The 23376-nt window shown below is 43.4% G+C and carries 20 protein-coding genes; 16 read left to right on the plus strand and 4 right to left on the minus strand.

Annotated features, from left to right (window positions below):
• The first annotated feature begins 100 nt into the window (after window positions 1-100).
• The 8 genes from nhaC to D1970_RS02780 all read left to right on the plus strand — a co-directional run bounded on the left by nhaC (window position 101) and on the right by D1970_RS02780 (window position 11984).
• Complete coding sequence (nhaC, locus tag D1970_RS02745; protein WP_119111353.1) at window positions 101-1486, plus strand: Na+/H+ antiporter NhaC; 1386 nt, start codon at window positions 101-103, stop codon at window positions 1484-1486.
• A gap of 261 nt (window positions 1487-1747) precedes the next feature.
• A complete protein-coding gene (locus D1970_RS02750; RefSeq protein ID WP_119111354.1) occupies window positions 1748-5026 on the plus strand; it encodes an efflux RND transporter permease subunit in 3279 nt (1092 codons plus the stop codon).
• A 351-nt stretch (window positions 5027-5377) separates the two neighbouring features.
• A complete protein-coding gene (locus D1970_RS02755; protein WP_119111355.1) occupies window positions 5378-6469 on the plus strand; it encodes an SDR family oxidoreductase in 1092 nt (363 codons plus the stop codon).
• Window positions 6470-6485: 16 nt separating this feature from the next.
• Window positions 6486-8033, plus strand: coding sequence for an aldehyde dehydrogenase family protein (locus tag D1970_RS02760; RefSeq protein WP_119111356.1), 1548 nt, complete (start codon window positions 6486-6488; stop codon window positions 8031-8033).
• The gene (locus tag D1970_RS02765) at window positions 8030-8695 is read left to right on the plus strand and encodes a hypothetical protein (RefSeq protein WP_310648608.1); all 666 of its coding nucleotides are present in this window, start codon (window positions 8030-8032) and stop codon (window positions 8693-8695) included. The genes D1970_RS02760 and D1970_RS02765 overlap by 4 nt, the downstream gene beginning before the upstream one ends.
• Window positions 8696-8799: 104 nt before the next feature.
• Window positions 8800-9864 carry a DUF5667 domain-containing protein gene (locus tag D1970_RS02770; protein ID WP_119111357.1) on the plus strand — a complete coding sequence of 355 codons (1065 nt, stop codon included), beginning with the start codon at window positions 8800-8802 and terminating at the stop codon, window positions 9862-9864.
• 121 nt (window positions 9865-9985) lie between these two features.
• Window positions 9986-10750, plus strand: a complete 765-nt coding sequence (gene sigI, locus D1970_RS02775; protein WP_119111358.1) for an RNA polymerase sigma factor SigI — start codon at window positions 9986-9988, stop codon at window positions 10748-10750.
• The gene (locus D1970_RS02780; protein ID WP_119111359.1) at window positions 10728-11984 is read left to right on the plus strand and encodes an anti-sigma-I factor RsgI family protein; all 1257 of its coding nucleotides are present in this window, start codon (window positions 10728-10730) and stop codon (window positions 11982-11984) included. The genes sigI and D1970_RS02780 overlap by 23 nt, the downstream gene beginning before the upstream one ends.
• 50 nt (window positions 11985-12034) lie before the next feature.
• On the opposite strand, the gene D1970_RS02785 is transcribed toward D1970_RS02780, so the two are convergent.
• Window positions 12035-12235: an alpha/beta-type small acid-soluble spore protein gene (locus tag D1970_RS02785; protein WP_119111360.1), complete on the minus strand. Its 201-nt coding sequence runs from the start codon at window positions 12233-12235 to the stop codon at window positions 12035-12037.
• 201 nt (window positions 12236-12436) lie between these two features.
• On the opposite strand from D1970_RS02785, the gene D1970_RS02790 reads away from it, so the two are divergent.
• Entirely contained in the window at window positions 12437-13792 is a 1356-nt protein-coding gene (locus D1970_RS02790) for a TrkH family potassium uptake protein (protein ID WP_119111361.1), read from the plus strand.
• On the opposite strand, the gene D1970_RS02795 is transcribed toward D1970_RS02790, so the two are convergent.
• Entirely contained in the window at window positions 13793-14146 is a 354-nt protein-coding gene (locus D1970_RS02795; protein WP_119111362.1) for a DUF3905 domain-containing protein, read from the minus strand.
• A gap of 156 nt (window positions 14147-14302) precedes the next feature.
• Between D1970_RS02795 and ykzP the strand changes: the two genes are divergently transcribed.
• The 3 genes from ykzP to D1970_RS22185 all read left to right on the plus strand — a co-directional run bounded on the left by ykzP (window position 14303) and on the right by D1970_RS22185 (window position 15319).
• Window positions 14303-14464, plus strand: a complete 162-nt coding sequence (gene ykzP / locus D1970_RS22175; protein WP_181213286.1) for a protein YkzP — start codon at window positions 14303-14305, stop codon at window positions 14462-14464.
• A gap of 1 nt (window position 14465) precedes the next feature.
• Window positions 14466-14618, plus strand: coding sequence for a protein YkzE (gene ykzE, locus D1970_RS22180; protein WP_181213285.1), 153 nt, complete (start codon window positions 14466-14468; stop codon window positions 14616-14618).
• Window positions 14619-15181: 563 nt separating this feature from the next.
• On the plus strand, window positions 15182-15319 hold the full coding sequence (locus tag D1970_RS22185) for a hypothetical protein (protein ID WP_181213284.1): 138 nt from the start codon (window positions 15182-15184) through the stop codon (window positions 15317-15319).
• On the opposite strand, the gene D1970_RS02800 is transcribed toward D1970_RS22185, so the two are convergent.
• Together D1970_RS02800 and D1970_RS02805 are read right to left on the minus strand one after the other, a co-directional pair.
• Window positions 15285-17033, minus strand: a complete 1749-nt coding sequence (locus D1970_RS02800; protein WP_119111363.1) for a B12-binding domain-containing radical SAM protein — start codon at window positions 17031-17033, stop codon at window positions 15285-15287. The two genes, D1970_RS22185 and D1970_RS02800, sit on opposite strands and share 35 nt — an antisense overlap.
• A gap of 98 nt (window positions 17034-17131) precedes the next feature.
• Window positions 17132-18175 (minus strand): acyltransferase family protein, encoded by a 1044-nt coding sequence (locus tag D1970_RS02805; RefSeq protein WP_119111364.1) that lies wholly within the window; start codon window positions 18173-18175, stop codon window positions 17132-17134.
• Between the two features lie 316 nt (window positions 18176-18491).
• Here D1970_RS02805 and D1970_RS02810 point away from each other — a divergent pair, with 316 nt between their 5' ends.
• The 4 genes from D1970_RS02810 (at window position 18492) to D1970_RS02825 (ending at window position 23356) form a co-directional block, all read left to right on the plus strand.
• Entirely contained in the window at window positions 18492-19505 is a 1014-nt protein-coding gene (locus tag D1970_RS02810; RefSeq protein ID WP_119111365.1) for a 2-oxoacid:acceptor oxidoreductase family protein, read from the plus strand.
• Window positions 19505-21799 (plus strand): thiamine pyrophosphate-dependent enzyme, encoded by a 2295-nt coding sequence (locus tag D1970_RS02815; protein ID WP_119111366.1) that lies wholly within the window; start codon window positions 19505-19507, stop codon window positions 21797-21799. The genes D1970_RS02810 and D1970_RS02815 overlap by 1 nt, the downstream gene beginning before the upstream one ends.
• 359 nt (window positions 21800-22158) lie before the next feature.
• Entirely contained in the window at window positions 22159-22659 is a 501-nt protein-coding gene (locus D1970_RS02820; protein ID WP_281373506.1) for a methylated-DNA--[protein]-cysteine S-methyltransferase, read from the plus strand.
• Window positions 22660-22780: 121 nt separating this feature from the next.
• On the plus strand, window positions 22781-23356 hold the full coding sequence (locus D1970_RS02825; protein ID WP_119111367.1) for a DUF2087 domain-containing protein: 576 nt from the start codon (window positions 22781-22783) through the stop codon (window positions 23354-23356).
• Window positions 23357-23376 lie beyond the last annotated feature (20 nt).

Consider the following 23376-nt stretch of genomic DNA (forward strand, 5'->3'; position numbering starts at 1 on the left):
TAGGTTGACTTTTGAGCGTTATCGCAATATAGTAAGAGAACGAAACGCTTTTGTGCTAAAAAGCGTTCAAGCGCAAAAGTAACCTTACGGAGGAAGAATTATGCAGCCACGACTAACAGAATTAACTATAAAACCAGCTGAGGCAGCAATTGTAACGCTTATCCTTTTGGCTGGAATATCTTTTTGTATTATTAAATTAGAACTTGTCCCACATATTCCTGTAGTATTTGCCATTATGGGGCTGATGCTTTATGGTCTGCTCAAGAAAGTCCCTGTGCATTCCCTCGAGGCTGGACTGGCAGAGGGCGCGAAATCAGGACTCGGTGCCATCATGATTTTCTTTTTTATCGGGATGCTCATATCCAGCTGGATGGCGAGCGGAACGATTCCGACCTTTATGTACCTTTCCTTTGAATTTGTTTCAGGGAAATGGTTCTATGCTGTTGTTTTCTTTATCACATCTGCTGTCGGAATCAGCATCGGAAGCTCCTTGACAACGGCAGCAACGGTTGGGTCCGCTTTTGTTGCAGTCGCAGGAGCAATGGGGCTGTCGCCGGCTATCACTGCAGGGGCAATTGTGTCAGGCGCATTTTTCGGGGATAAAATGTCACCGCTGTCCGATACAACCACCTTGGCCTCATCCACTTTAAAGGTGGATTTGTTTGACCATATCAAAAACATGGCGTGGACCACCATTCCAGCATTTGTTTTGTCATTCGTGCTGTTTATCATCCTGTCTCCGGAGAACCCGGGAGCAGGCTTTGAAAAAGTAGCTCTATTCCGCCAGGAACTGCTTGATATGAATCTCATACACTGGTATTCTCTCATTCCTTTTTTCATCCTTGCTGTCATGGCAATAAAAAAAGTTCCTGCTATAATGACGCTTGCGAGCGGAACCGTTTCCGCGCTCTTGATCAGTTTTGTCATTACAAGCCGCAGCGAATGGGGTAGCCTTTTGACTTCATTGTATTCGGGATACAAAGCAGACACGAAGGTTGAAGAAGTATCCGCCCTTTTATCAAGGGGAGGGCTGGAAAGCATGATGTTTTCCATTTCACTTGTCCTTCTGGCCCTGTCCATGGGCGGCCTGCTGTTCAGGCTGGGGATACTTCCTGCTCTTCTCTCGGGAATGAGCCAAAGCCTTGAACGAACTTCCATTCTTTTCAGCTCGGCAGCAGCCACCTCCATTGGCATCAACTTTCTCCTTGGAGAACAGTACTTGTCGATCATTTTGACAGCCAACGCTTTCGAAGAGCGTTTTCGGAAAGCTGGCCTTCACCCGAGAAATCTATCCAGAGTGCTGGAGGATGCTGGAACAGTTGTTAACCCGCTTGTTCCCTGGGGAGTCTGCGGTGTCTTCCTGACAGGAGTGCTTAGTGTTCCAACAATTGACTATCTTCCATTTTCATTTTTCTGTCTGCTTTCGCCTGTACTGACTATTCTTGCAGGTATAAGCGGCATTACGGTATCAAAATTGGAAAATTAAAGATATAAATCTTTCTGGCTGTCGAAAAACTCGGCAGCCTTTTCATGTTCATTCGGATCAATAGTGTTCAACTTACTCGGAATTTCTCATGTTATGAAAAAAATTAGGGGAACATGCATAAATTTAATGTTAAAAAGAAAACCAGTGTCCTGGTAATTTTTTTGATGTTTAGTGAATCACGGAGACTCAAATATTTTGCATGGAAGCAATAGGATTTATCGATTACAATAGATAAAGCAGCGATCTGAAAGGAGCCTGGTAATGAAAATTAGCGATTTTTCGATCAAGAGACCGGTTTTTACACTCGTGACCATGTTTCTTGTTCTTATTCTTGGAGCAGTTTCCCTGCTCAATATTCCTTTAAAACTAATACCGGAAATCAGTCCGCCTGTGGGGGTTGTTGTAACCAATTACTCCGGTGCAAGTCCGCAGGAAGTCGTTGAGAAAGTGACGAAGCCGCTTGAAGCCAATCTTGCAACCCTTCCCGGTATCAAGACGATGACATCGACCTCCCAGGAAGGTTCAAACCTCGTCCTCATGGAATTCTCTTGGACTACTGATATAGAAGAAATCCAGGATGAAGTTTTGCAAAGGCTCGATTCTGCACAGCTTCCCGATGACGCAGAGAAGCCAAGATTCCTTAAATTCGACCCTTCTCAATTCCCAATCATCCAGCTTTCATTGAGCTCCGACAAGGACAACGATGCTCTTAGGGACCTTGCGGAGGAACTTGAACTCGAACTGACAAAGGTCGATGGCGTGGCGAGCGTCAACCTCTCAGGTACTTCAGTAAAAGAAGTAAAGGTTGAATTGGACCAGGAAAAGCTTAAGGCGTATCGTTTAAGCCAATCGGATATTGTCGAGTTGATCAGGGCGAATAATGTGTCCATGCCTGGCGAGCCAGTATTAACAGACGGGAAAGAACTGACAACGAGAATTATCAGCTCGGTTGATTCCGTTGATACTTTGAAGAATCTGGCTGTCGCAACAGACCCGAAGACTGAAAAAAAAACAATCCTTGCCGATATAGCTGCGGTGTCGCTTGAAAAGAAAGATGACCGCACAATCACGAGGTCGAACCAGTCACCGGCTGTACTCCTGAGCGTCCTTCAGCAGTCAGATGCCAACACGGCATCAGTCTCAAAGGACTTTATCAAAGAGCTGGACAAGCTTCTGAAAATGGATAAGTATAATGGAATCAAATCTGATGTGCTATTTGACCAGGGCGATTACATCAGGATGGCAATCGGGAATATTTCAAATTCCCTTTATCTCGGCGGAGCCCTTGCCATGGCTGTTCTTTTCCTTTTCCTTAGGAACGTGAAAAGCCCGCTGATTATCGGAGTAGCCATTCCATATTCGGTTATTTTCACTTTTGTTTTGATGTATTTTTCCGATTTCACCTTGAATATCATGACATTGGGCGGTCTTGCCCTTGGAATCGGAATGCTTGTTGACAACGCAATCGTTGTCATTGAAAACATTTATAGACACCTTTCAATGGGGAAAAATCCAAAACAGGCTGCTTTTGACGGTACGAGGGAAGTTGGCGGAGCGATCACTGCTTCTACATTGACAACTGTTGCAGTCTTTTTGCCAGTCGTGTTTATTTCAGGTATTATTGGTGAACTATTCACTGAGTTTGCAATGACAATTTCGTTTAGTCTAATTGCCTCATTGGTTGTTGCTTTGACTGTCATTCCAATGCTTGCGAGCAGGCTGCTGAAAATGCCTAAAAAGAACGTGGAGGCAAGGAGGCAGCGCTCAAAGTCTATAAAATTACTTGATCGCTCGATAAGATGGTCATTAAGGCATCGGGCCTCCCTTTTGCTAGTAACCCTGCTTTTGCTTGCTGCCGGTGTGTTCGGACTTACCACTGTGGGAACACAATTTCTGCCGCCGTCCGATGAAGGATTTTTCAGTGTCAAAGTAGAGCTTGAAAACGGTTCGGCACTATCTGAAACTGAAAAAGTGCTAAAAGCGCTGGAGAATAGATTAGAGGATGAGAAGGATGCGGATGTATATGTCTCGTTGATTGGGACAACCCAGGAATCGTCCTTCAGGGGAACGACCCAGTCCAATATTGCCGAGTTGTATGTAAAGATGAAGGATCTTGATAAGAGAAACCGTACAACGTTTGAGTTTGCGGACGATGTAAAAAAAGATATGGAGAAGACGGCAAGAGAAGTGAACGATTCGGCAGAAGTTTCATTTAACATGCAATCGACTTCAGGCTCAAGTCCAAATACACTAACCTTCAGTGTGAGGGACACTAATAAAACAAGACTTGATCAATCAGTTGACAAAATTTATGCTTCGCTTCGAAAATTAAAGGGTGTCAACGAACTTTCCACAGACCAAATGGAAAAAGTCGACGAAATTCAGATTGCCGTCAATCGTGAAAAAGCGCTTGCCCAAGGCATGCTTCCTGCCCAGGTAGCCAAGGTGGTCAATGATGTTACCCGCGGCAACCAGGCAACGCAAATGATAGACGAAAATGGCGGGGTATACGGGGTATTTGTAGAATACGACAAAAATATTACCCAAAACATGGACAGGCTGAAAGGGCTTTTAATCAAAAAGGCGGATGGAAGCTTCATTCCTTTAGAGTCGGTTGCCGATATCACTAAAGGCAGCGGTCCTGTCAGCATCCAGCGAATCAACCAGCAGGACGCAGTACAATTTACGCTGAAGTACAAAGCGTCCACCAATCTCGGAGACATTTCCCAGAAAGTGGACAAAAAGATAGCGGGACTCGGCCTTAATGAAGGAACTGAAGTTATTTTTAGCGGCGACAGGGAATTGCTTGAGTCCTCGATCGATGACATGATGTTAGCCCTTGGACTCGCGGTTGTATTCGTATATCTTGTGATGGCTGCCCAGTTCGAGTCGCTGAAGTATCCTTTTGTTATCATGTTCACGATGCCACTGATGGTGATTGGAGTGGCTGCCGGTCTCGTCATGACAAAGACACCAGTCAGCCTTACCGCAATTATCGGATTGATTGTTCTGGCCGGCATTGTCGTAAACAACGGGATTGTGATTGTCGATTACATTAATCAGAGGAAAGCGTCTGGTATGCATACCTATGAGGCTATCATTGCATCAGTTAAGGATAGAGTGAGGCCGATCCTGATGACAGCATTGACAACAATCCTTGGGTTAATTCCGCTTGCACTTGGTCTGGGAGAAGGAACAGAAATCAACCAGCCGATGGGGATAGCCGTCATTGGCGGGCTGATCAGCAGTACCTTCCTGACATTGTTCATCATACCGGTTGTCTACAGCTTGTTCGACAAAGAGACGAGAAGGATGAACAAAATGTATGCAACGCCTGACGGACATCTTGTTCCAGGCTATATTTTAAAAGGAAAAAAACGCTACCTTCCGCAGGAACTTCGGGAAGAGAGAAGTGAAGCGGAAGAAGACCAGAATATCCATTCTGACCGTTTCGGAAATTACACCCGGGAAGAAATGGCTGGCATGCTTGAGGAACTATCAAAAATCCTTAAGGAAGATAATGATAGGAACAATAAATGAAAAAATAAAAAGCTTCCGCTGCATTTTTTGCAGTGGGAGCTTTTTAACTTTCCTGGAGCGAATCTTTTGCAGGCAGTTTTTTAGAGGTATCAACCAACTGGGGTGAAATATCGATAAAGTGTGGGTATAGGTATTGACCAATCGGCGAGAGATATCGATCAAGCGAGCGCGGATATCAACCAACCGGCATGATAAACCGATCAACTTCACCGATACATCAACCAAACAGCCGCCAAACATTAAGATTCAGCAGCAAGTTAAATAAAAAATCTGAATTTTCAGCAAAGATATTTGCCTGCACATCTTCCCGGCATTACAATAATAGGTAATAAAGGTTGAAGGAGTGCTTCGATGGAACAGGGATATTTTTTCACAGGGTTTCCAGGGTTTATTTGTAATCAGCTGATTAGGGAAATGCTGTCCAAATGCTATGGGAATGTATATGTGCTAGTTTTGCCTGCGATGGCAGAACGGGCGAAATCAGAACGACATGCTATCATGCAGGAATTTTCCCTTGAAGATGGGCAGTTCCGATTGATTGAGGGAGATATTACTGTTCCGGGGCTAGCCATATCAACAGTGGATATGGGAGAATTGAAGGAGAAGGTTACACATGTTTTCCATTTGGCAGCAATTTATGATCTTGCCGTTCCGAAAGATGCCGCTTTTCGCGTGAATGTTGAAGGGACTAGGAATGTGAATGAATGGGTCAAAGGAATGAAAAATATTCAAAGATACACATACTTTAGCACCGCTTACGTTGCTGGAAAAAGGGAAGGTATACTGTACGAGGACGAATTGGTCCGCCCTCCTGGTTTTAAAAACTACTATGAAGAGACAAAGTTTGAGGCCGAGGGTCTTGTTGAAAAAATGAAAGCTGCTGTCCCGGTTACTATCATCAGGCCCGGGATTGTCAAAGGAAACTCGAGGACTGGTGAAACTATCAAATTTGACGGCCCGTATTTCATTATGAATTTCATTGACCGGCTTCGCTTTATGCCCTGGCTGCCAAGGATGGGAACAAGCAAAGCAGTTGTCAATCTGGTTCCTGTCGACTATATTATTGAAGCCGCAGCTTTTTTAACTCTTTTGGAAAAGAGTGCGGGCAGAACATACCATCTTACAGACCCAAAGCCATACAGTGTATCAGAAATTTACGAAATGATGCTGTTTGAATTGCTGAACAAGAAACCTAAGGGAACGCTTCCGATTGGGCTGGCAAAAGCTGGACTTCAGTTAAGCACAGTAAGGAAATATCTTGGTGTCGAGAAAGAAGCGCTTGATTATTTTACATGGTTAGGGGAATTTGATTGTACCCAGGCACAGGATGACTTGAAAGGCTCCGGCATTCAGTGCCCCGATTTTAAGGAAGGTATTTCATCAATGGCTGATTTTTATATGAAGAAGAAAAATGAACCAACATACAGGATTAAAATTGTTTAGAAAAAGGTGAATTAATATGCATTCAGTGAAACAGCCAGGTTTGTTGCCCGCAATATCACCAGCCACCGGCAAAAAGCTGGCTGATATTAAAGAAACACCGCTTCATCAGGTTTCGGAATCCTACAGCAGGGCCCGGAGGGCTTCATCTAAGTGGAGTGACATCAGCATTACAGCCCGCCTGACATATCTCAAAAAGCTGAAATCGGTCATGGTTGACGAGATGGACAGCATTGCAAGGACGATATCCGACGATACAGGCAAACCACTGACCGAAGCAATAGTTGCAGATATAATGCCGACCCTTGATTCTATAGACCATATTATTAAACATTCAGAAAAGGATCTTAGGAGGCAAAAAATCAGCACACCGGTACTTCTTTTCGGGAAAAAATCATTTATAGAATACATGCCAAGAGGCGTTGTCCTAGTGATTTCTCCCTGGAATTATCCTTTCCAGCTCGCGATGGTCCCGATAATCAGCGCACTCGCAGCAGGAAATTCCGTGATCTTGAAACCCTCCGAAGTCACTCCGCTTGTCGGAAAATGCATTGAAGAATTATTTGCACAAGCAGAATTTCCGCAAAATACGGTTCAAGTCGCTCACGGCGGAAAAGAAGTGGGTGCAGCTTTTACGAAAGGGAAGCCGGACTACATCTTTTTCACTGGTTCTGTTAGAACTGGAAAAATCATCCAGGAACAGGCGGCGAGGGACCTTATCCCCACAACGCTTGAACTAGGCGGAAAAGATCCTATGATTGTGTTTGCAGATGCCAATCTTGAAAGAGCTGCGAAGGGAGCGGTCTGGGGTGCTTTTACAAACAGCGGACAGGTTTGCATGAGTGCTGAAAGACTGTATGTGGAACGTTCTGTTTACCCGGAATTTCTGCAGCGTTTGAAAGAGGAAGTAGGGATTTTACGACAGGGTACAGGAGAAGAAGCTGACATTGGTTCTATGACTTTTCCTGCACAAAGAGAAATTGTCAGGGGGCAGTTGGAAGAAGCTATCCAAAATGGAGCGGTTCTTGAAACCGGAACGTCCCCAGCGGAGTGGGGTGATGATATGTTTCTTCCCCTGACAATTGTCACGAATGTTACGCAAGACATGAAAATCATTCAGGAAGAAACTTTTGGGCCGCTGCTTCCAGTTGTTCCGTTTGACAGTGAAGATGAAGCTGTTTCAATGGCAAATGGCACTGTATTCGGGCTGAATGCAAGCGTATGGTCAAGGGATATGGAAAAAGCGCGCAGGGTAGCTTCCCAGCTTGTATCGGGCGCGGTAGTAATCAATGATGTTATTATTTCTGTTGCTAACCATGGCTTGCCGTTTGGCGGCGCGAAAGAAAGTGGTATAGGCCGGTATCACGGAAGTGGCGGTTTACGCATGTTTTGCCATGAAAAAGCAATTGTTGAGGATACGGGGAAGAATGCTGCTGAAATTCAGTGGTATCCTTACAGAGGAAAATATCCATTGTTCTTGCAGCTGTTCCAAAGCTATTTCAAGGAGAAACGAGACTGGCCTAAATTTGTCAAGAGCTATCTAGCCCTTTTAAAGAGGTCAAAATGAATGTAGAAAGCCGTCCAAATGGACGGCTTTTTATTTGGAACGACAAAGTATTTGTACTCATCTCTTTTTCGGAAACAGAAATAAAACCATCGTTTCATGAGCACCCTAAGAAGAAATCGCGCCCTAAAAAATCGAGCTTTTCTGTACATATTATAGAATGGAAATTGGAAGTGGAAACTATTATGGACCGATTGACAAGACTTGAAGCTACTCTTTGGAGTGTCGCTTTACCCGGCTTCGCCCAATTGCTCGGAGGGAAATTCCTAAAAGGTGCTCTTTTAGTATTCCTGGAGTTTCTTATAAACGTTAACAGCAATTTCAATGAGGCGATCATGCATAGCTTTCTCTGGGAAATAGAGGAGGCTTTTCAGGTGATCGATTATCAATGGCTCCTGTTTTACCCTTGTATTTATATGTTTGCGATGTGGGATGCATACAAGTCGGCCTCAAAAGAGAGTTCACGTTATGACTTTCTCCCTTTCGTCTTCATTGCATATTTTGTAACAGTAGGGTTAATGATATCATCCAAAATTACGATTTTTGGGATTTCACTGGGCCCTGTCTTTTTACCTATGCTTTTTTTAATTCCCGGCCTTCTATCGGGGTGGATGATCAGGGAATTGCTTATTCGCTACCAGGAACGATTTCGAAAAATCAGTTGACCAGGAGAGAAATTTTTTTATTTTGATAACCCCCATAGCTTTACAACACCACTCGTAACGTTTTAGTGAAAAGCGGCCGCTTAACAATACTAGGGGTGAAACGAATGAAAAGATTCAACAGCAGCGAAATGAAGAAAATCACAAAAAGTACCCTTGCACTTGTCCTTGCTGGAACTTTTACTTTTGCACCAGCGATGGCTTTGGCAGACGAGAATGAGAAAGACACAGAGACGGTCGATCTTCAAAATGTGGAAGGACTGAACGTAAATGATAGTCTACCGGCAGATCTAGAAGCCGCAGATGATCAGGAAATAAAGGATGACAATGCTGAAAAACCAACCTTAATTCCTGGGGACTTCTTCTACTTTGCGAAAATTTCCATGGAGAAAATCAGGCTTGCTTTTACCTTCGATGAAACTAAAGAAGCGAAGCTTTTGGCTGAATATGCTTCTGAAAGACTTGCTGAAGCCGGTGCATTGTTTGCAGAAGGAAAGGAAGAAGAGGCGCTTGATGTCATAGAAGAGGCAATCCAATATATCGAATCAACTCAAGAGTATATTGATGAAAAAACCGAAACAGATGCCGATAATAAAGAAGATCAAGCAGATTCTGACCTGGCACCTGCTGACGAAACAGATACAGGTTCAGACGAGTCTAAAGCAGACGATCAAGAAGGCGTAGAAGAAGTACAAAAAGAAGTAAGGAATAATATCATTGCCCTTACTGCGGCACTTGGGCATGTGAAGAATCCAAAAGCTAAAGAAGCTCTGCAAAAAAACATCGAGAAAACATTTGCAAAAGCAGTAAAGAAAGAAGAAAAGCAGAAAGAAAAGGCTGAGAAAAAAGCAACAAAGAAAATTGGCAAAACGACAGAGGATAAAGATCAAACGATACCGGCCCTGCCAGATCCAGTTCAAGATGATGCTGTCAATGTAGAGCAGCCTGAAGCAAAAAAACCAGAAGCGCCAGTCCAGCCTCAAGTAACCCAGCCGAAGCAAGAGCAGCAAATGCAGCGAAAAGAGGCTCGTCAGGAGATCAAAGTCCAGCGTAAGGAGGCTAAACAGCAAGTAAAAGTCCAGCACCAGCAGGCTAAACAAGAGGTTAAAGCAGCGCGCCAGCAGGCAAAGCAAGGAACGGCCAAAAGCAACAATGGTAAAGGCAAGAACTAAACTGCTCGAACAGTAAACTTGGAAGATAGCCAGTCTATTTAGGCTATCTTTTCCGTTCCCGCGCCCCACATGTTAAATTGACAACGTATGGTATAATGTGGGGAGGAAAGAGGTGAGACCGATGCTGAGTTTATTGTTCTTGGCCAAAAAGCCCAAACTGACGCTAGAGGAAAAGGTCGCCAAGATCCAGCAGGGCGACCTAAAACTGCGAGATGACTTAATCAAATCCTATAAACCTTTCATTGCCAAGACAGTTTCATCAGTCTGTAAGAGGTACATAAGTGATTCCGACGATGAATTTAGCATTGGACTGATCGCTTTTAATGAGGCCATCCAAAAGTATACACCCGAGAAAGGCAACTCCCTTTTGAGTTTCGCGGAGGTACTTGTCAAGCGGAGGGTCATTGATTATATAAGGAAACAGACAAAAAATCAGGCGTTGAGCTTAACTTTGGCAAATGAGATGTATGATGATGATACGCCAAGGACAACGATTGAGGATGAACTATCGATAGAGAACTATCGGAAAAAGTCAGATGAGGAACGTCGAAGGGACGAGATTATCCAGTTTCAGCAGGTACTGAAAGAGTTTGATCTTTCCTTCAGCGATTTGGTCGAGCAATCGCCGAAGCACGCAGATGCCCGTAAAAATGCCATGGAGGTCGCATGGATCCTTTATAAGAAAGAGAAGCTGAGAAATCTGCTGCTCGAAAAGAAACGCCTTCCTATCAAACAGCTTGAATCGATGGTGGATGTCAGCAGGAAAACCGTAGAGCGTAACAGAAAATACATTATTGCCGTCGCACTTATTTTAATTGGGGATTATACTTATTTAAGGGACTACATAAAAGGGGTGCTCGAACATGAGAAAGGGAATCATCCTTGAAGTCAATGATCTTTATGTGACATTGTTGACCCCTGAGGGCGAATTTATGAGGACTCGCAAGCTTCGGCAGGATTATCCGCTTGGCGGAGAAATTCAGTTTTTTCCGATGGAGCTCGGAAAAAACAGCAAACGTGAAAAGGCTATGTCTTTTTTGAAAATGCTGAGCAATGGAAAAGCAGGTGCTTTAATTGCTGCTGTTATTCTGTTATTGGCTTTTTCAGTCCCGCTGTATCAAAGCGGGCATGTATATGCATATATGTCGATTGATGTGAATCCCAGCGTAGAAATGGGTTTGAATGAAAAATTAGAAGTTATTAACATAAAAGCTTATAACAAGGATGGAGAAGCGATCCTTTCTGGTTTAAAAGGCTGGAAAAAACAAGACGCTTCAACGGTAGCAAACTTAGTGCTTACAGAAATAAAGGAACAAGGATACATGAAAAAGAACAAAGATGTTCTGATTGCTGCAGTTCCCACAGAAGACGGGAAACCGGGAAAAAAACTTCAGACGGCACTCAAAGAAATTAAGGCTGCCACTGAAGATGAAAACATAGAGGTTACCGTTCTTTCTGCAACGGAGAAAGAACGCAAGATGGCTAAACAGCAAGGTCTAACCCCAGGGCTGTATAAAGAGAAACAGCTTGATAAGCATAAGCAAAAGCCGGTAAAGGCTAATCATGGAAAAGCCAAACATCCTGTGAAGGAAGAAAAGCCGCATGCTAATGGAAAGCCTGCGAGCAAAGAATCTCTTGGATATAGCGGCAGTTCTGAAAATGTCACAGCCCCGGCTACAAATGGTGAAAACAATAAGCCGAAGCAAAATGAAAATGGAGCGAGGCGGCCAGAAACCTCCAAGCCGGCAACCAACCTTCCGCCGGTTAAGGGGAATAAGGATCAAAATAAAAACAGCAACCGTCCACCTTCCAACGGGAATCAAGGGCAAAATCGTCTGATTCAACCAAACGGACAGGAACAGACTCCGAGGGAAAGTGATAAAAAAAAGCCCGATAAAGGGCCGGGAGGAAACAAAGTCGAATCCGACGTCCCCCGACCTGAACAGCCGGAAAAGGTAGTGAACGCAGACAAGCCGGGCAATGGTTATGGCCGTGACAAAGCCAAGAACGGAAATGGAAATGGCAAGGATAAGGAAAAAAATGCTTCAGGAAAAAAAGATAAGAAAAGAAACAGCCACAAGAATAAGAACAATCGGTGGGATTGGCGCTTTGAATATTAACAGTTAAAAGTCCGGAATCTAAATTCCGGACTTTTTTCCATGATAATATTTTATTGTTGGTTTCTTCCCGCGATTTCTGCCTGTGCTTGTTGCACGAGGCGTTTCGTAATTTCGCCGCCTACTGACCCGTTTTCGCGTGATACAGTGTCAGAACCAAGCTGGACGCCAAATTCCTGGGCGATTTCATATTTCACCTGGTCGAGGAATTGATCGACACCAGGGACTAGCAGTTTATTTGAACTTCTGGCCATTATTTTCAACTCCTTGCTTAATTAACAGAGAATGTCTCTGCACTCCTTATTGTCTTCTGTTTCTTCTCTATGATGTATGGTAATGATTATCTATGAAATGTTTTGTCCTTTAAAAAAAGTGCAGGTTTAGATATGATTTAAATTGATGTCATTATGATGGCAATTCCCCTAATCCGGTTTGTCAGAAAGGATTTAATCATTATGTTCCGAAAAATGAGGCAATCTGTGAGACGTTTGTCTCCAGCCCAAATGATTATGCTTTACTATCTTGTGGCAGTGCTCATATCAACGCTGATGCTCAGTCTTCCCGTCTGTATAAAGGAAGGTGAGAAGCTCTCTTTTGCTGATGCTTTGTTCACGTCAGTAAGCGCTGTTAGTGTAACCGGCCTGTCGACGGTTAATATTTCAGAGACATTTACGATTACCGGAAACTTTGTGCTCATGTTTGTTTTCCAATTTGGCGGAATAGGGATTATGACGCTCGGCACTTTTTTTTGGCTGATTCTGAAGAAGAAAATCGGTCTTAGAGAGAGAAGGCTGATCATGACGGATCAGAACCAAATTGGACTTTCAGGCCTTGTCAAACATCTGAAAAGCATCCTCGTATTGATACTTTTGATTGAAATGGCTGGAGCTGTGACTTTAGGTACATATTTCCTGCGGTACTATCCAGATTGGCAGGAGGCTTATCTTCATGGATTGTTTTTATCCATTAGTGCTACTACGAACGCAGGGTTCGATATTACAGGGGAGTCAATGATTCCTTTTGCCAAAGACTATTTCATTCAGTCAGTTACCATCATCCTTATTATTTCGGGTGCCATTGGATTTCCTGTGCTGATTGAGCTGAAGGAATTTTTCAAGTATCGGAACAGGCAGAACAGAATTAGGCTTAGCCTCTTTACGAAAATAACGACAGTTACATTTATGGGACTACTTGTTTTCGGAACGCTGGCCATTCTATTGCTTGAGGCCAACCACTTTTTTTCAGGCATGCCTTGGCATGAAGCATTTTTCTATTCGCTCTTCCAATCTGTAAGTACAAGGAGTGCCGGCCTTGCGACAATAGAAATGAATGAATTGTCCATCCCCACTCTCATGGTCGTCAGCGGTTTAATTTTTATTGGTGCGTCTCCAAGTTCTGTCGGCGGTGGTATTAGGACAACCACTTTTGCCTTAAACCTGTTGTTTCTGTACCATTATGGAAAAGGAAACCGTTCCATTAAAATCTTTAGGCGCGAACTGATGGAAGAAGATATTGTGAAGTCTCTTGTTGTTACCATCATGGCGCTGATTCTCTGCTTTGTTTCAACGATGATTTTGACCATTACTGAAAACCACGCACTGATTTCAATCATCTTTGAAGTGGCTTCAGCTTTCGGAACTAGCGGTCTCTCCATGGGGATTACACCGGATTTAAGCCCGATTGGTAAAACTGTGATCATGGTTCTGATGTTTATCGGAAGAGTTGGCATTGTTTCTTTCCTTGTTTCCATGGCGGGAAGCCAAAAAAGTTCTCAATACCATTTTCCGAAGGAGAAGGTCATCATCGGCTAGTCAGTCCTGCCCCTTGCTGACATCGATTTGAGGATGCATGAATGGATAAGCATTTGGTTTTTTCATTTTTTCGAGTAAATCCCTGTTTTCGGCTGTATTCCAGCCGATGTCGTTTGTTGGGTGAATCCATTCATCTCCGGCCATCGTTTCGGGGTCTGTTTCTTCAGACCAGTTTTCAAGTGGTGAATTTTCGGAGGAGTAACTGCTGTCCCCGATGACAACGCCATGGCTGTTGGTAAAAGGCGGCTGCATGCTTATTCCTGTTCCTTTAAAGCTAGGGGCATTGATTTGGTGCGGGAGCGTTTCATCGATTCCTTGCCCGTCATGATTTGATTGTTGATTTTTGTTTGTCATTTCAATCCCATCCTTTTTTCACTATCTTTTGCGAAAGAGAGATTATTTATGACGAGAAAAAGGGATGTAGTCTTAGGAAGCCATTTCCGCTCATATTCCTTCTAGATTGGATAACGCTATAGCTGTAACATACTTCACACAAAAGGCGGGAGATCTATGGCGAAGCGGAAAGCAGAGCGTAATGCTGTTGAAAAGTATTCCAAGACACCGCATCAAAACAACGAGGAATCAGATTTCACCCCGGAGTTTTCACACGGGGAAGAAACGGGCAAATTTGCAAACAGGAATTCTAAACAGGGCAGGAAAGGGCGATCTTGATATGAAGAAAAATCAGGAGCGAAAGCAGCAGGCTAATACGAATGTTGAATTCGGCATGGAATTTGGCGATATTAACGCCTCGAAAATGTATGAACAACCTTTTCCGGAAAAAAAGCACCCGAAAAAAAATAACAAGACAAAAGCCGGCTATTAAGCCGGCTTCAGGCTGTCGACAAAGTCGACAGCCATTTTTTATAATTACTACCGGATCAATATATTGAAATCGTGCACAAGATAGACCCAAAATATGCAATTAAAAAAGCCCCTTTTTCTTCAGAAAACTTTTCGATAAAGGGGTTTGTCTACAATTTGATTCATTTTATCGTCACAAGGGATAGAATCCCTTATCTTTTGGAATATCTAACCGGTTACGGAACTGTCTTATACATTGTCGGAGACTCTGTGAAACGGAATATTCCCGATTAAGAGCAATATATTCCGGGTTAAGAATAATATATTCCCGGTTAAGAGCAATATATTCCCAGTTAAAAATAATATATTCCCAGTTAAGAATAATATATTCCTAATTAAGTGCAGTATATTCCTGATTACTTCCACTATACTCCAAGTAACTGTATTTAAATTCCAATAACTATATTAAATGAAAATATGGCGACTTTAGTTAATGAAGAATCCGGCTCTTCTCAGGGAGAGCAGCCAGATTCTTCCCATCATTTCTTTAGGAAAAAGCGTTGCTTTGGCTTTGCAGGGTAAAACATGGAGGATGGGTTGGTGATTGAAAATGTCGGGCAGGCCAGGCAGGCTTCGTATTGCTTCCTTGTCATGGAATTCATTCATGTCAACAAGCTAAAGCCGGCTATTAAGCCGGCTTTAATTGTTCTTTTGTACATGTAAAGGATTCTGTTGTATCTTTTTTATGGTCGAAATAAACAAGCAAGACAGATTGTTTATTTTCGACAGTTCGACTGGCAAGATACTCCCCAATGTCAAAAGAAAGTTCTTCGACTACAGTATGCTTATGCAAGTCTTTTTCTCCAAGCATTTCAAGCTGCGGAAACATACCAGTGCCAATGAGCTGCTTATAAAGATCGGACCTGGTCTGCTTGTTTGTTTCAACTTCCCACCATGGCTTGCGCGGACGCTGTTTTTTGCCTGAAAGGTAATCATACTTCATCAAGCCTTCGATAATATCCAAATTCTCAGTATTCCTGCTCTTTAGGAACTGATACAGTCTTTTGAACAAATCCTCCAGCTGATGGCCGATTCGGGACCAGCCCTGATCTTCCCAAAATGATCCGAATTCCTGGAAGAAATCGAACGGAGTCTCAAATACCCTTGTAACCAAGTACTCAATGGTTTCATTCATCCTGTGGTCATTCCAGTACTTTTCGAGCACATCTTCGACCTGTTTGATCCTGATGATGTCATCAAACGGCAGTACGTTATTCCCCAGTATCTCATATGGCGAATGTTCCATATATATATACTGATGATCCTCCGCTCTAAGCCGTAAACCGGTTCCCCGAAGCATTTTTAAAAATCCGAGCTGAAGTTCCTCAGGCCTTAATGCAAATACATCATTAAAGGTATTCCTGAAGGACTCATAATTTTCCTCAGGTAGCCCTGCAATTAAGTCAAGGTGCTGGTCGATCTTCCTGCCTTCCTTCACCATTGTTACTGTCCGTTTCAGCTTTTCGAAATTCTGTTTTCTCATAACAAGTTCATTTGTAAGATCGTTTGTCGATTGAACCCCAATCTCAAATCTGAATAAACCAGGCGGTGCCTCATTGTTCAAAAACTCAATGACTTCCGGGCGCATAATGTCTGCCGTGATCTCAAATTGAAAGACAGTACCAAGGACATGCTCGTCAATCAGGAAACGGAACATTTCCATTGCATAGCTCCTGCTGATATTAAAGGTGCGGTCAACAAATTTGATGATCCGCGCACCATTCTCCATAAGGTAGCGGATATCGTCTTTGACTTTTTCCCTGTCAAAGTATCTTACCCCAACCTCAATGGAAGAAAGGCAAAATTGGCAGCTGAACGGGCAGCCCCTGCTTGTTTCCACATAAGTAATCCGTTTGGATAGATCTTTTTTATCTTCAGGGAATCGGTACGGGGAAGGAAGTTCCTTTAAATCAAGCTTGTTCCGCTGCGGGTTTACCTTGATTTCACCATCCGAGCGGTAGCATAGCCCTGAAACATTTATATACTCTTTCTGTCCCTCGATTTCTCCAAGAAGCTGTTTGAATGTCTGTTCGCCTTCGCCAATAATGATGAAATCAAGCTCGGTTACTTCCTCCATCCAATCAGCAATATCATATGTAACTTCAGGACCGCCGGCTATGACCATAATTGAAGGGTTAATTTTCTTTATCATCCGAATCACTTTTATGGTTTCTTCAATATTCCAGATGTAGCAGCTGAATCCAATCACATCAGGTTTCTTTTGAATGAGGTCCGAAACGATATTGATGATGGGGTCCTTAATCGTATATTCAGCAAGAACGATATCGTATTCTGGCTGGGCATATGCTTTTAAATATCGGATTGCCAGATTGGTGTGAATGTATTTTGCATTCAGTGTCGCACAAATGATCTTCATCACGAAGTCTCCTTATGAATTCCAAGATTAACAGTTAATTATAGGCGATTACAGAGAAAAAAGAAAGAGGCTGCCAAAATCGGCAAGCCTCTACTTCGTTAATTGCTCAGTATTTTTTTTCGGTAAGCTTTAAAAAAGATTGAGATTTTCAGCTTGTAGGCAGAAAATCTTGATAGTTTCAATTCGATAATTGGCTGCGTAAGGGCTGTCGCCGGATTGCTTGACAGCAAAAGGGTCAAAAGAAGGGCAATCAATGCAAGGAGCAGGAAGGTCTCAGGCTCTGTAAAAAAGTTTTTGACGCCGCTCTCCCGGAAAACCCTGATAAAAAAGCCATGAAGCAAATAGACGTATAAAGTGTTTTTTCCGAGCGATGTAAAGAAATACTGTTTCTTTGGGACAATGGACAGAAAGCTGAGCACCATCCAAGTGCTTAATAAATAAATCCCTAGACGAATGAGCATTCCTGCAACTGCACCTGTTTCCATCGAGGCATACGGCTTTGACCCGAGCAGCCACTCATAATCAATATTTGGGTATAATGTAAAGCCGGCAAAGACTGCAGCAAATGACAGGGCTGCCGTGATTTTAAATGGTGGCCTTGTCAGCATCATCACCTGTTCTTTGTTCATGTAGTATCCAAGCAGAAACATCGGGAAGAACACAAATGTCCGCGAAAGGCTCAGCCAATTCGAGAGACCTTCAAAATATCCCGAAAGTAGACCGAATACGAGAGCGGTGCCAAGTCCTGCTGCTGGTGTAAGCTTGGAAACGCCAATCAGAAGCACATTCCAGAAGAAAAGACTTATCAAGAACCATAGTGACCAATGCGGGTCAAGCGGACTTAAGACAAGCTTGGATTCGTTGTAAAGAAAATAGTAGAACACTGAGTAAATAATCTGGAAAATCAGATAGGGCAAAATCAGCTTCCTGGCAATTTTTATGATATAACCTTTTTCACTGAATCCTCGTGCAAAAAAACCTGATACAAGGATAAAAGCAGGCATATGAAAGGTGTAAATTACTTTGTAGATATTGTATATCACTCCGTTATCATCGATAAAGGATCGGAGAAGGTGGCCGAAAACCACAAAGAAAATCAAGATGAATTTAGCATTGTCAAAGTAGTAATCTCGTTTTTTCATAGTTCCCCCTAATAACCCCGTTTTTTCTTTTCCTTCTTACCCTCCACTTGAAAAAAACAAACTAGGAAAAAAGCCCAACCCCTGCGGAGTCAGGGGGTTGTAAAGAAGCTGTTATATTTCATCTAGAATATCTGTTTAGGGATTTTTCTGCTATCAAACATGCTACAAATATAGCTTTATGGTTATTTTAGAAAAGTGTACCAATAACTTTTTTTGAAAGTTTGACATAGATCACAGCGTTTTTTTTACATCTTGATTACAATTGAAGAAGGGAATGTTCACTTAAGGTTTTCCTTATAAAACGAGGGGGGAAAGTATGTCGATTTTACCGTTAACGAATGAGTTAGGATTTTATGAAATTAGATTGGAATCGATTGGTGGCCTAGGGGCTAATCTTGCAGGCAAAATGCTTGCAGAGGCAGCAGTGCTTGGTCTTGGACTTAATGGCTCGAATTTCTCATCCTATGGATCTGAGAAAAAAGGTTCCCCTGTAAAAAGCTTCATCAGGCTTTGCAGCCCGGAAACCGAAATAAGGGTCCACAGTCCGATTGAGGAGCCGCATCTTGTCGGGGTCTTTCATGAAGCCTTGTATAAAACAGTCGATGTCGCAAGCGGCCTTGGACCTCAGGGAATCCTTCTTGTTAACTCAACAAGGAGCTTTGAGAGCATAAAAAAAGACCTGCAGTTCAAATACGGCACACTTGCTGTTGTCGATGCACTCGGAATTGCAGTTGAGGAAAAGACAAAAGTTAATACAGCCATGCTTGGCGCACTTTATCGAATTTGCACTTTTCTCGATCCGGAAGCTATGAAGGACGTAATCAGGAAGACATTTGAGAAAAAGTACCCGCATTTTGTTGCACCTAATATAGCTACATTTGAAAAAGGCTACGATCAAGTACGCTTTCAAACATATGTATTGGACGACCAGGCGAAGAGCCGGGAATTCACCCGCCCACGCCCGCAGCTTGGCTATCGTACACAGGAAATCGGAGGTGTCCTCACAGCCCAGGCGAACAGTATTCAAAAAGATCTGAGCGGTTCACGTCAAGGCTTCCTACCAAAATATGCTGCTGAGGATTGTATCCATTGTGCTGCATGCGATACAGCGTGTCCGGATTTTTGCTTTGTCTGGGAGGAAGGGACAGATAAACGGGGACGCAACCAAATGTTCCTGAAAGGTATAGATTATCAATATTGCAAAGGCTGCCTGAAATGTGTGGAAGCCTGCCCGACAACAGCATTGAGTGAGCTAAGGGAAACGCTCGGTTATGCGGAAACACATAAGGTGAAACATCATTTTCAATATAGCGATGGGAGGATTGAATAATGGCGATGCTGGAAGACGCAACAATGGAAAGAAAGGCTGCCGAGCAGGTGGTAACCTTTGAGTCAGGGAATGAAATGGCTGCAATGGCTGCCGCCCAAATCAACTATCACCTAATGGGATATTTTCCGATCACTCCTTCTACAGAAATTGCCCAGTTCTTGGATCAGATGAAATCAAGAGGCGAGCATGATATCGTTCTGATTCCGGCAGACGGGGAGCACGGCTCGGCAGGTATTTGCTATGGGGCAGCAGCAACTGGCGCCCGTGTATTTAACGCAACGAGTGCCAATGGTCTGATGTATATGCTGGAGCAGCTTCCGGTGCAGTCCGGAACACGCTTTCCTATGGTCATGAACCTTGTAACGAGAGCAATTTCCGGGCCGCTTGATATTCGCGGCGACCATTCCGATTTGTATTTTGCATTGAACTCAGGCTGGGTCATCCTTGCGGCAAGGACGCCTCAGGCTGTTTACGATTTAAACATCATTGCGCTGAAGGTTGCCGAGCATATGGATGTCAGGCTTCCTGTTATTGTTGCCTACGATGGGTTTTTTACTTCCCATCAGAAGCGGCGTGTGAATTATTTTAAAAGCCGGGAAGTGGTTCAGCAATTTGTAGGAGAATGCCCGGCAGACTATCCTGCTGCTAGAGACCCGAAAAAGCCTGTAACCATTGGCGCACATATGAATGGCGATGATTTGATCAACAGTCATTTCCAGCAGTCGGAGGCAATGTATCGTGCAGCCGATGTGTTTTTGGAAGCAGCAGCAGAATACACCAAACTTTCTGGAAGGAATTACCAGGCGCTTGATCTATATAAAATGGAAGACGCCGAAGTTGCCCTGTTTCTTCTTAATTCGGCTGCTGAATCAGCAAAGGATACAGCTGATATGCTAAGGAGCCGCGGGATTAAGGCGGGCGTCATCAGCCCAAATATCATTCGGCCTTTCCCAGCAGAGGAGATTCGGGATGCATTGAAAAACGTAAAGGCTCTGCTAGTTGGGGAACGTGCTGATTCATACGGAGCCCATGGGCCAAATCTCACCCAGGAAGTCAAAGCCGCGCTTCAGGAGGACAGCGGGAACGGAACAATTGTCCTAAGCAGAGTGTTCGGTCTTGGAGGCAAGGATTTTTATGGTGATGATGCAAAAGCCTTTTTTGACATGGCCATTGACGCAATGGAAAAAGGTTATGCTGAAAAGCCGTTTGATTACTATGGTCATGTACCGGGGAATCCGGAAAACAAGCTGAAGCCTGTGATTGTTCCCGAGCATGGCGAATCTTTCACATCCGGTCTGATCCATGTGGCAAAGGATGAAGAAACAAGCCGCCTAAAAGTGAAAATTCCGCCGCTCAGGGCATTAACTTCAAAGCCAAAACGGATTGCTCCAGGGCACGGAGCGTGTCCGGGCTGTGGTATTTTTGGTGGGCTCGAGACGTTTTTCAAGGGAATTGAAGGTGATATTGTTGTACTGTTCCAAACAGGCTGTGCCTATGTTGTAACCACTTCATACCCTTATACGTCCCATAAGCAGACGATGATCCATAATTTATTCCAAAACGGGGCAGCCACTTTGTCCGGGACACTTGAGGCATTCAATGAGCTGAAGCGGCGCGGCGAGATTGATGTGAGCAGCGATGCCACCTTCGTCATGGTAACGGGGGATGGAGGAATGGATATCGGCATGGGGTCTGCAATCGGAACGGCGCTGCGGAACCATAAAATGATAATCCTGGAATATGACAATGAAGGATACATGAATACCGGTTCGCAATTAAGCTATTCCACTCCAATGGGCCATATGACGAGTACATCGAATGTTGGCAAGGCTCAGAAAGGCAAAGCATTCCATCATAAAGATACTGTACAGATTATGGCGGCAACCAATATTCCGTATGTTTTTACCGGGACAGAGGCTTTTCCTCAGGACCTAGTCAAGAAAGCGGCAAAAGCTCAATGGTATGCTCAAAATGTCGGCATGGTGTACGGGAAAATCCTGATCAGCTGTCCGCTGAACTGGAAGTCGGAGGATAGATTTGGCCAGAAAATCATCGAGGCGGCAGTGAACAGCAACTTTTTCCCGCTTTACGAGGTGGAGGAAGGCTTCACAAACATCACCTATAATCCTGAGGTGAAAAATAAGAGTATTCCTCTATCAGACTGGCTTAAATATATGGGCAAAACGAAGCATCTTTTAAAAGAAGAAAACAGGGAACTACTTGCCGAGTTCCAAGCTGAAGTCGAAAAAAGATGGCTTCGGCTGAACGCAAAGCATGAAAATCCGTATTTATAATAATTTTGGCCATGGTGCACTCTTAAAAGAGTGCGCCTTTTTCATGTCTAAGGAACACTGCCATTGGTGAATAATTCATTTAATCGGGAAATATGATGGTTGAATAGAAAAATGAAAGGATAACGACCCGGTAATTTAACAATAAACCGGATGGTTAAACAAAATTAATTAACCAAAAGTTAAAATTGGAAACACCCGCCTGAGAGCACAGCCAAGATTAAAAACCATAATGACCAGAAATTGAACGAGAAGTGGGAAGCGAGTCTTCTTAATTTTTCGATAGGAAAATATTGAAAAATAAAGTAAAATAAAGAGGAGAGGGAAGGGGCCATTTTATTACTTTAGGAGTGAAATGACCTTTGCGTAAATACGTCATGTTTGAAACGGAAATAGGTATATTGTACATTGTATCGGAGAATAAGCGGATTAATGCTGTCCATATTGGGGAAGAAGATTTCCTGCAACACGAGGATATTGCGGCCATTGCTGAAGACAGAGCGGACCCCCTTCTCGCCGAGGCTAAAAAGCAAATGATGGAATATTTTCGGGGAGAACGACAAATATTCAAACTCCCGCTTGAGCAAAAAGGTACCGACTTTCAAATGGATATATGGAGCCAGCTCCAGCAAATTCCATACGGACAGACAAAAAGTTACCAGGATATTGCCGTGCTTGCAGACAGGCCGAAAGCCGTCCGTGCTGTTGGACAAGCCAACAAGGCAAACAAACTGCCTGTAATCGTCCCGTGCCATCGAGTGATTGGCAAAAACAGTTCGCTGACAGGCTATGCGGGTACAAGAACAGACATTAAAGATAAACTACTGACTCTTGAAGGAGCCACTTTTAAATCCGGGAAATAAATATCGATTCCAGCCCATTTTGCGGGCTGGAATTTTTTTAAGAGAATACGCCTCTTGACTCTGTTAGTGTAATTTGATATAAATCTAATTAGATAAACATTAAATAATAAGAGGTGCTGTTATGCAGCTTGATAGAATGGTCGCATTCCACAAAACAATGGGGGATGCAACCCGGCTTAGAATTGTGTTCTTGCTCGCGGCTGGTCCACTCCATGGCCAGGCTATTGCAGGAAAGCTTGGGCTAACCCCTCCTACCATCACGCACCATATGAAAAAAATGCGTGACATCAATGTAATTTATGAGCGGAGGGAAAAGAACACCATATACTTTTATCTCAATGAATCAGTAATCAAGCAACAGGCTGCGGTCCTCGGAAGCATGATTTCTAAAGATGAAAAGAGGGGAGAAAACTTGGCGGAAAAACAAAAAATCCTTCAAAACTTTTTCACGACAGAAGGCAGGCTGAAGAACATTCCTGCCCAAAGGAAAAAGAAGTTGGTCGTATACGAACATTTGGTCAGGGGCTTGCAGGCAGGAAAGAAGTATCCTGAGAAAGAGCTGAATGAATATATTCTGCAGTTCCATGAAGACTATGCGACAATACGCAGGGAATTCATCATCAATCACTATATGTACCGCGAAAACAGTATTTACGAGCTCAACCCTGAAGAAATGTGGGCAAAGGCAGAGTATTAAAAATAAGGCCGCACAAAAGG

The sequence above is a fragment of the Mesobacillus zeae genome (assembly GCF_003570705.1).
Classification (GTDB): Bacteria; Bacillota; Bacilli; order Bacillales; family Cytobacillaceae; genus Mesobacillus_C; species Mesobacillus_C zeae.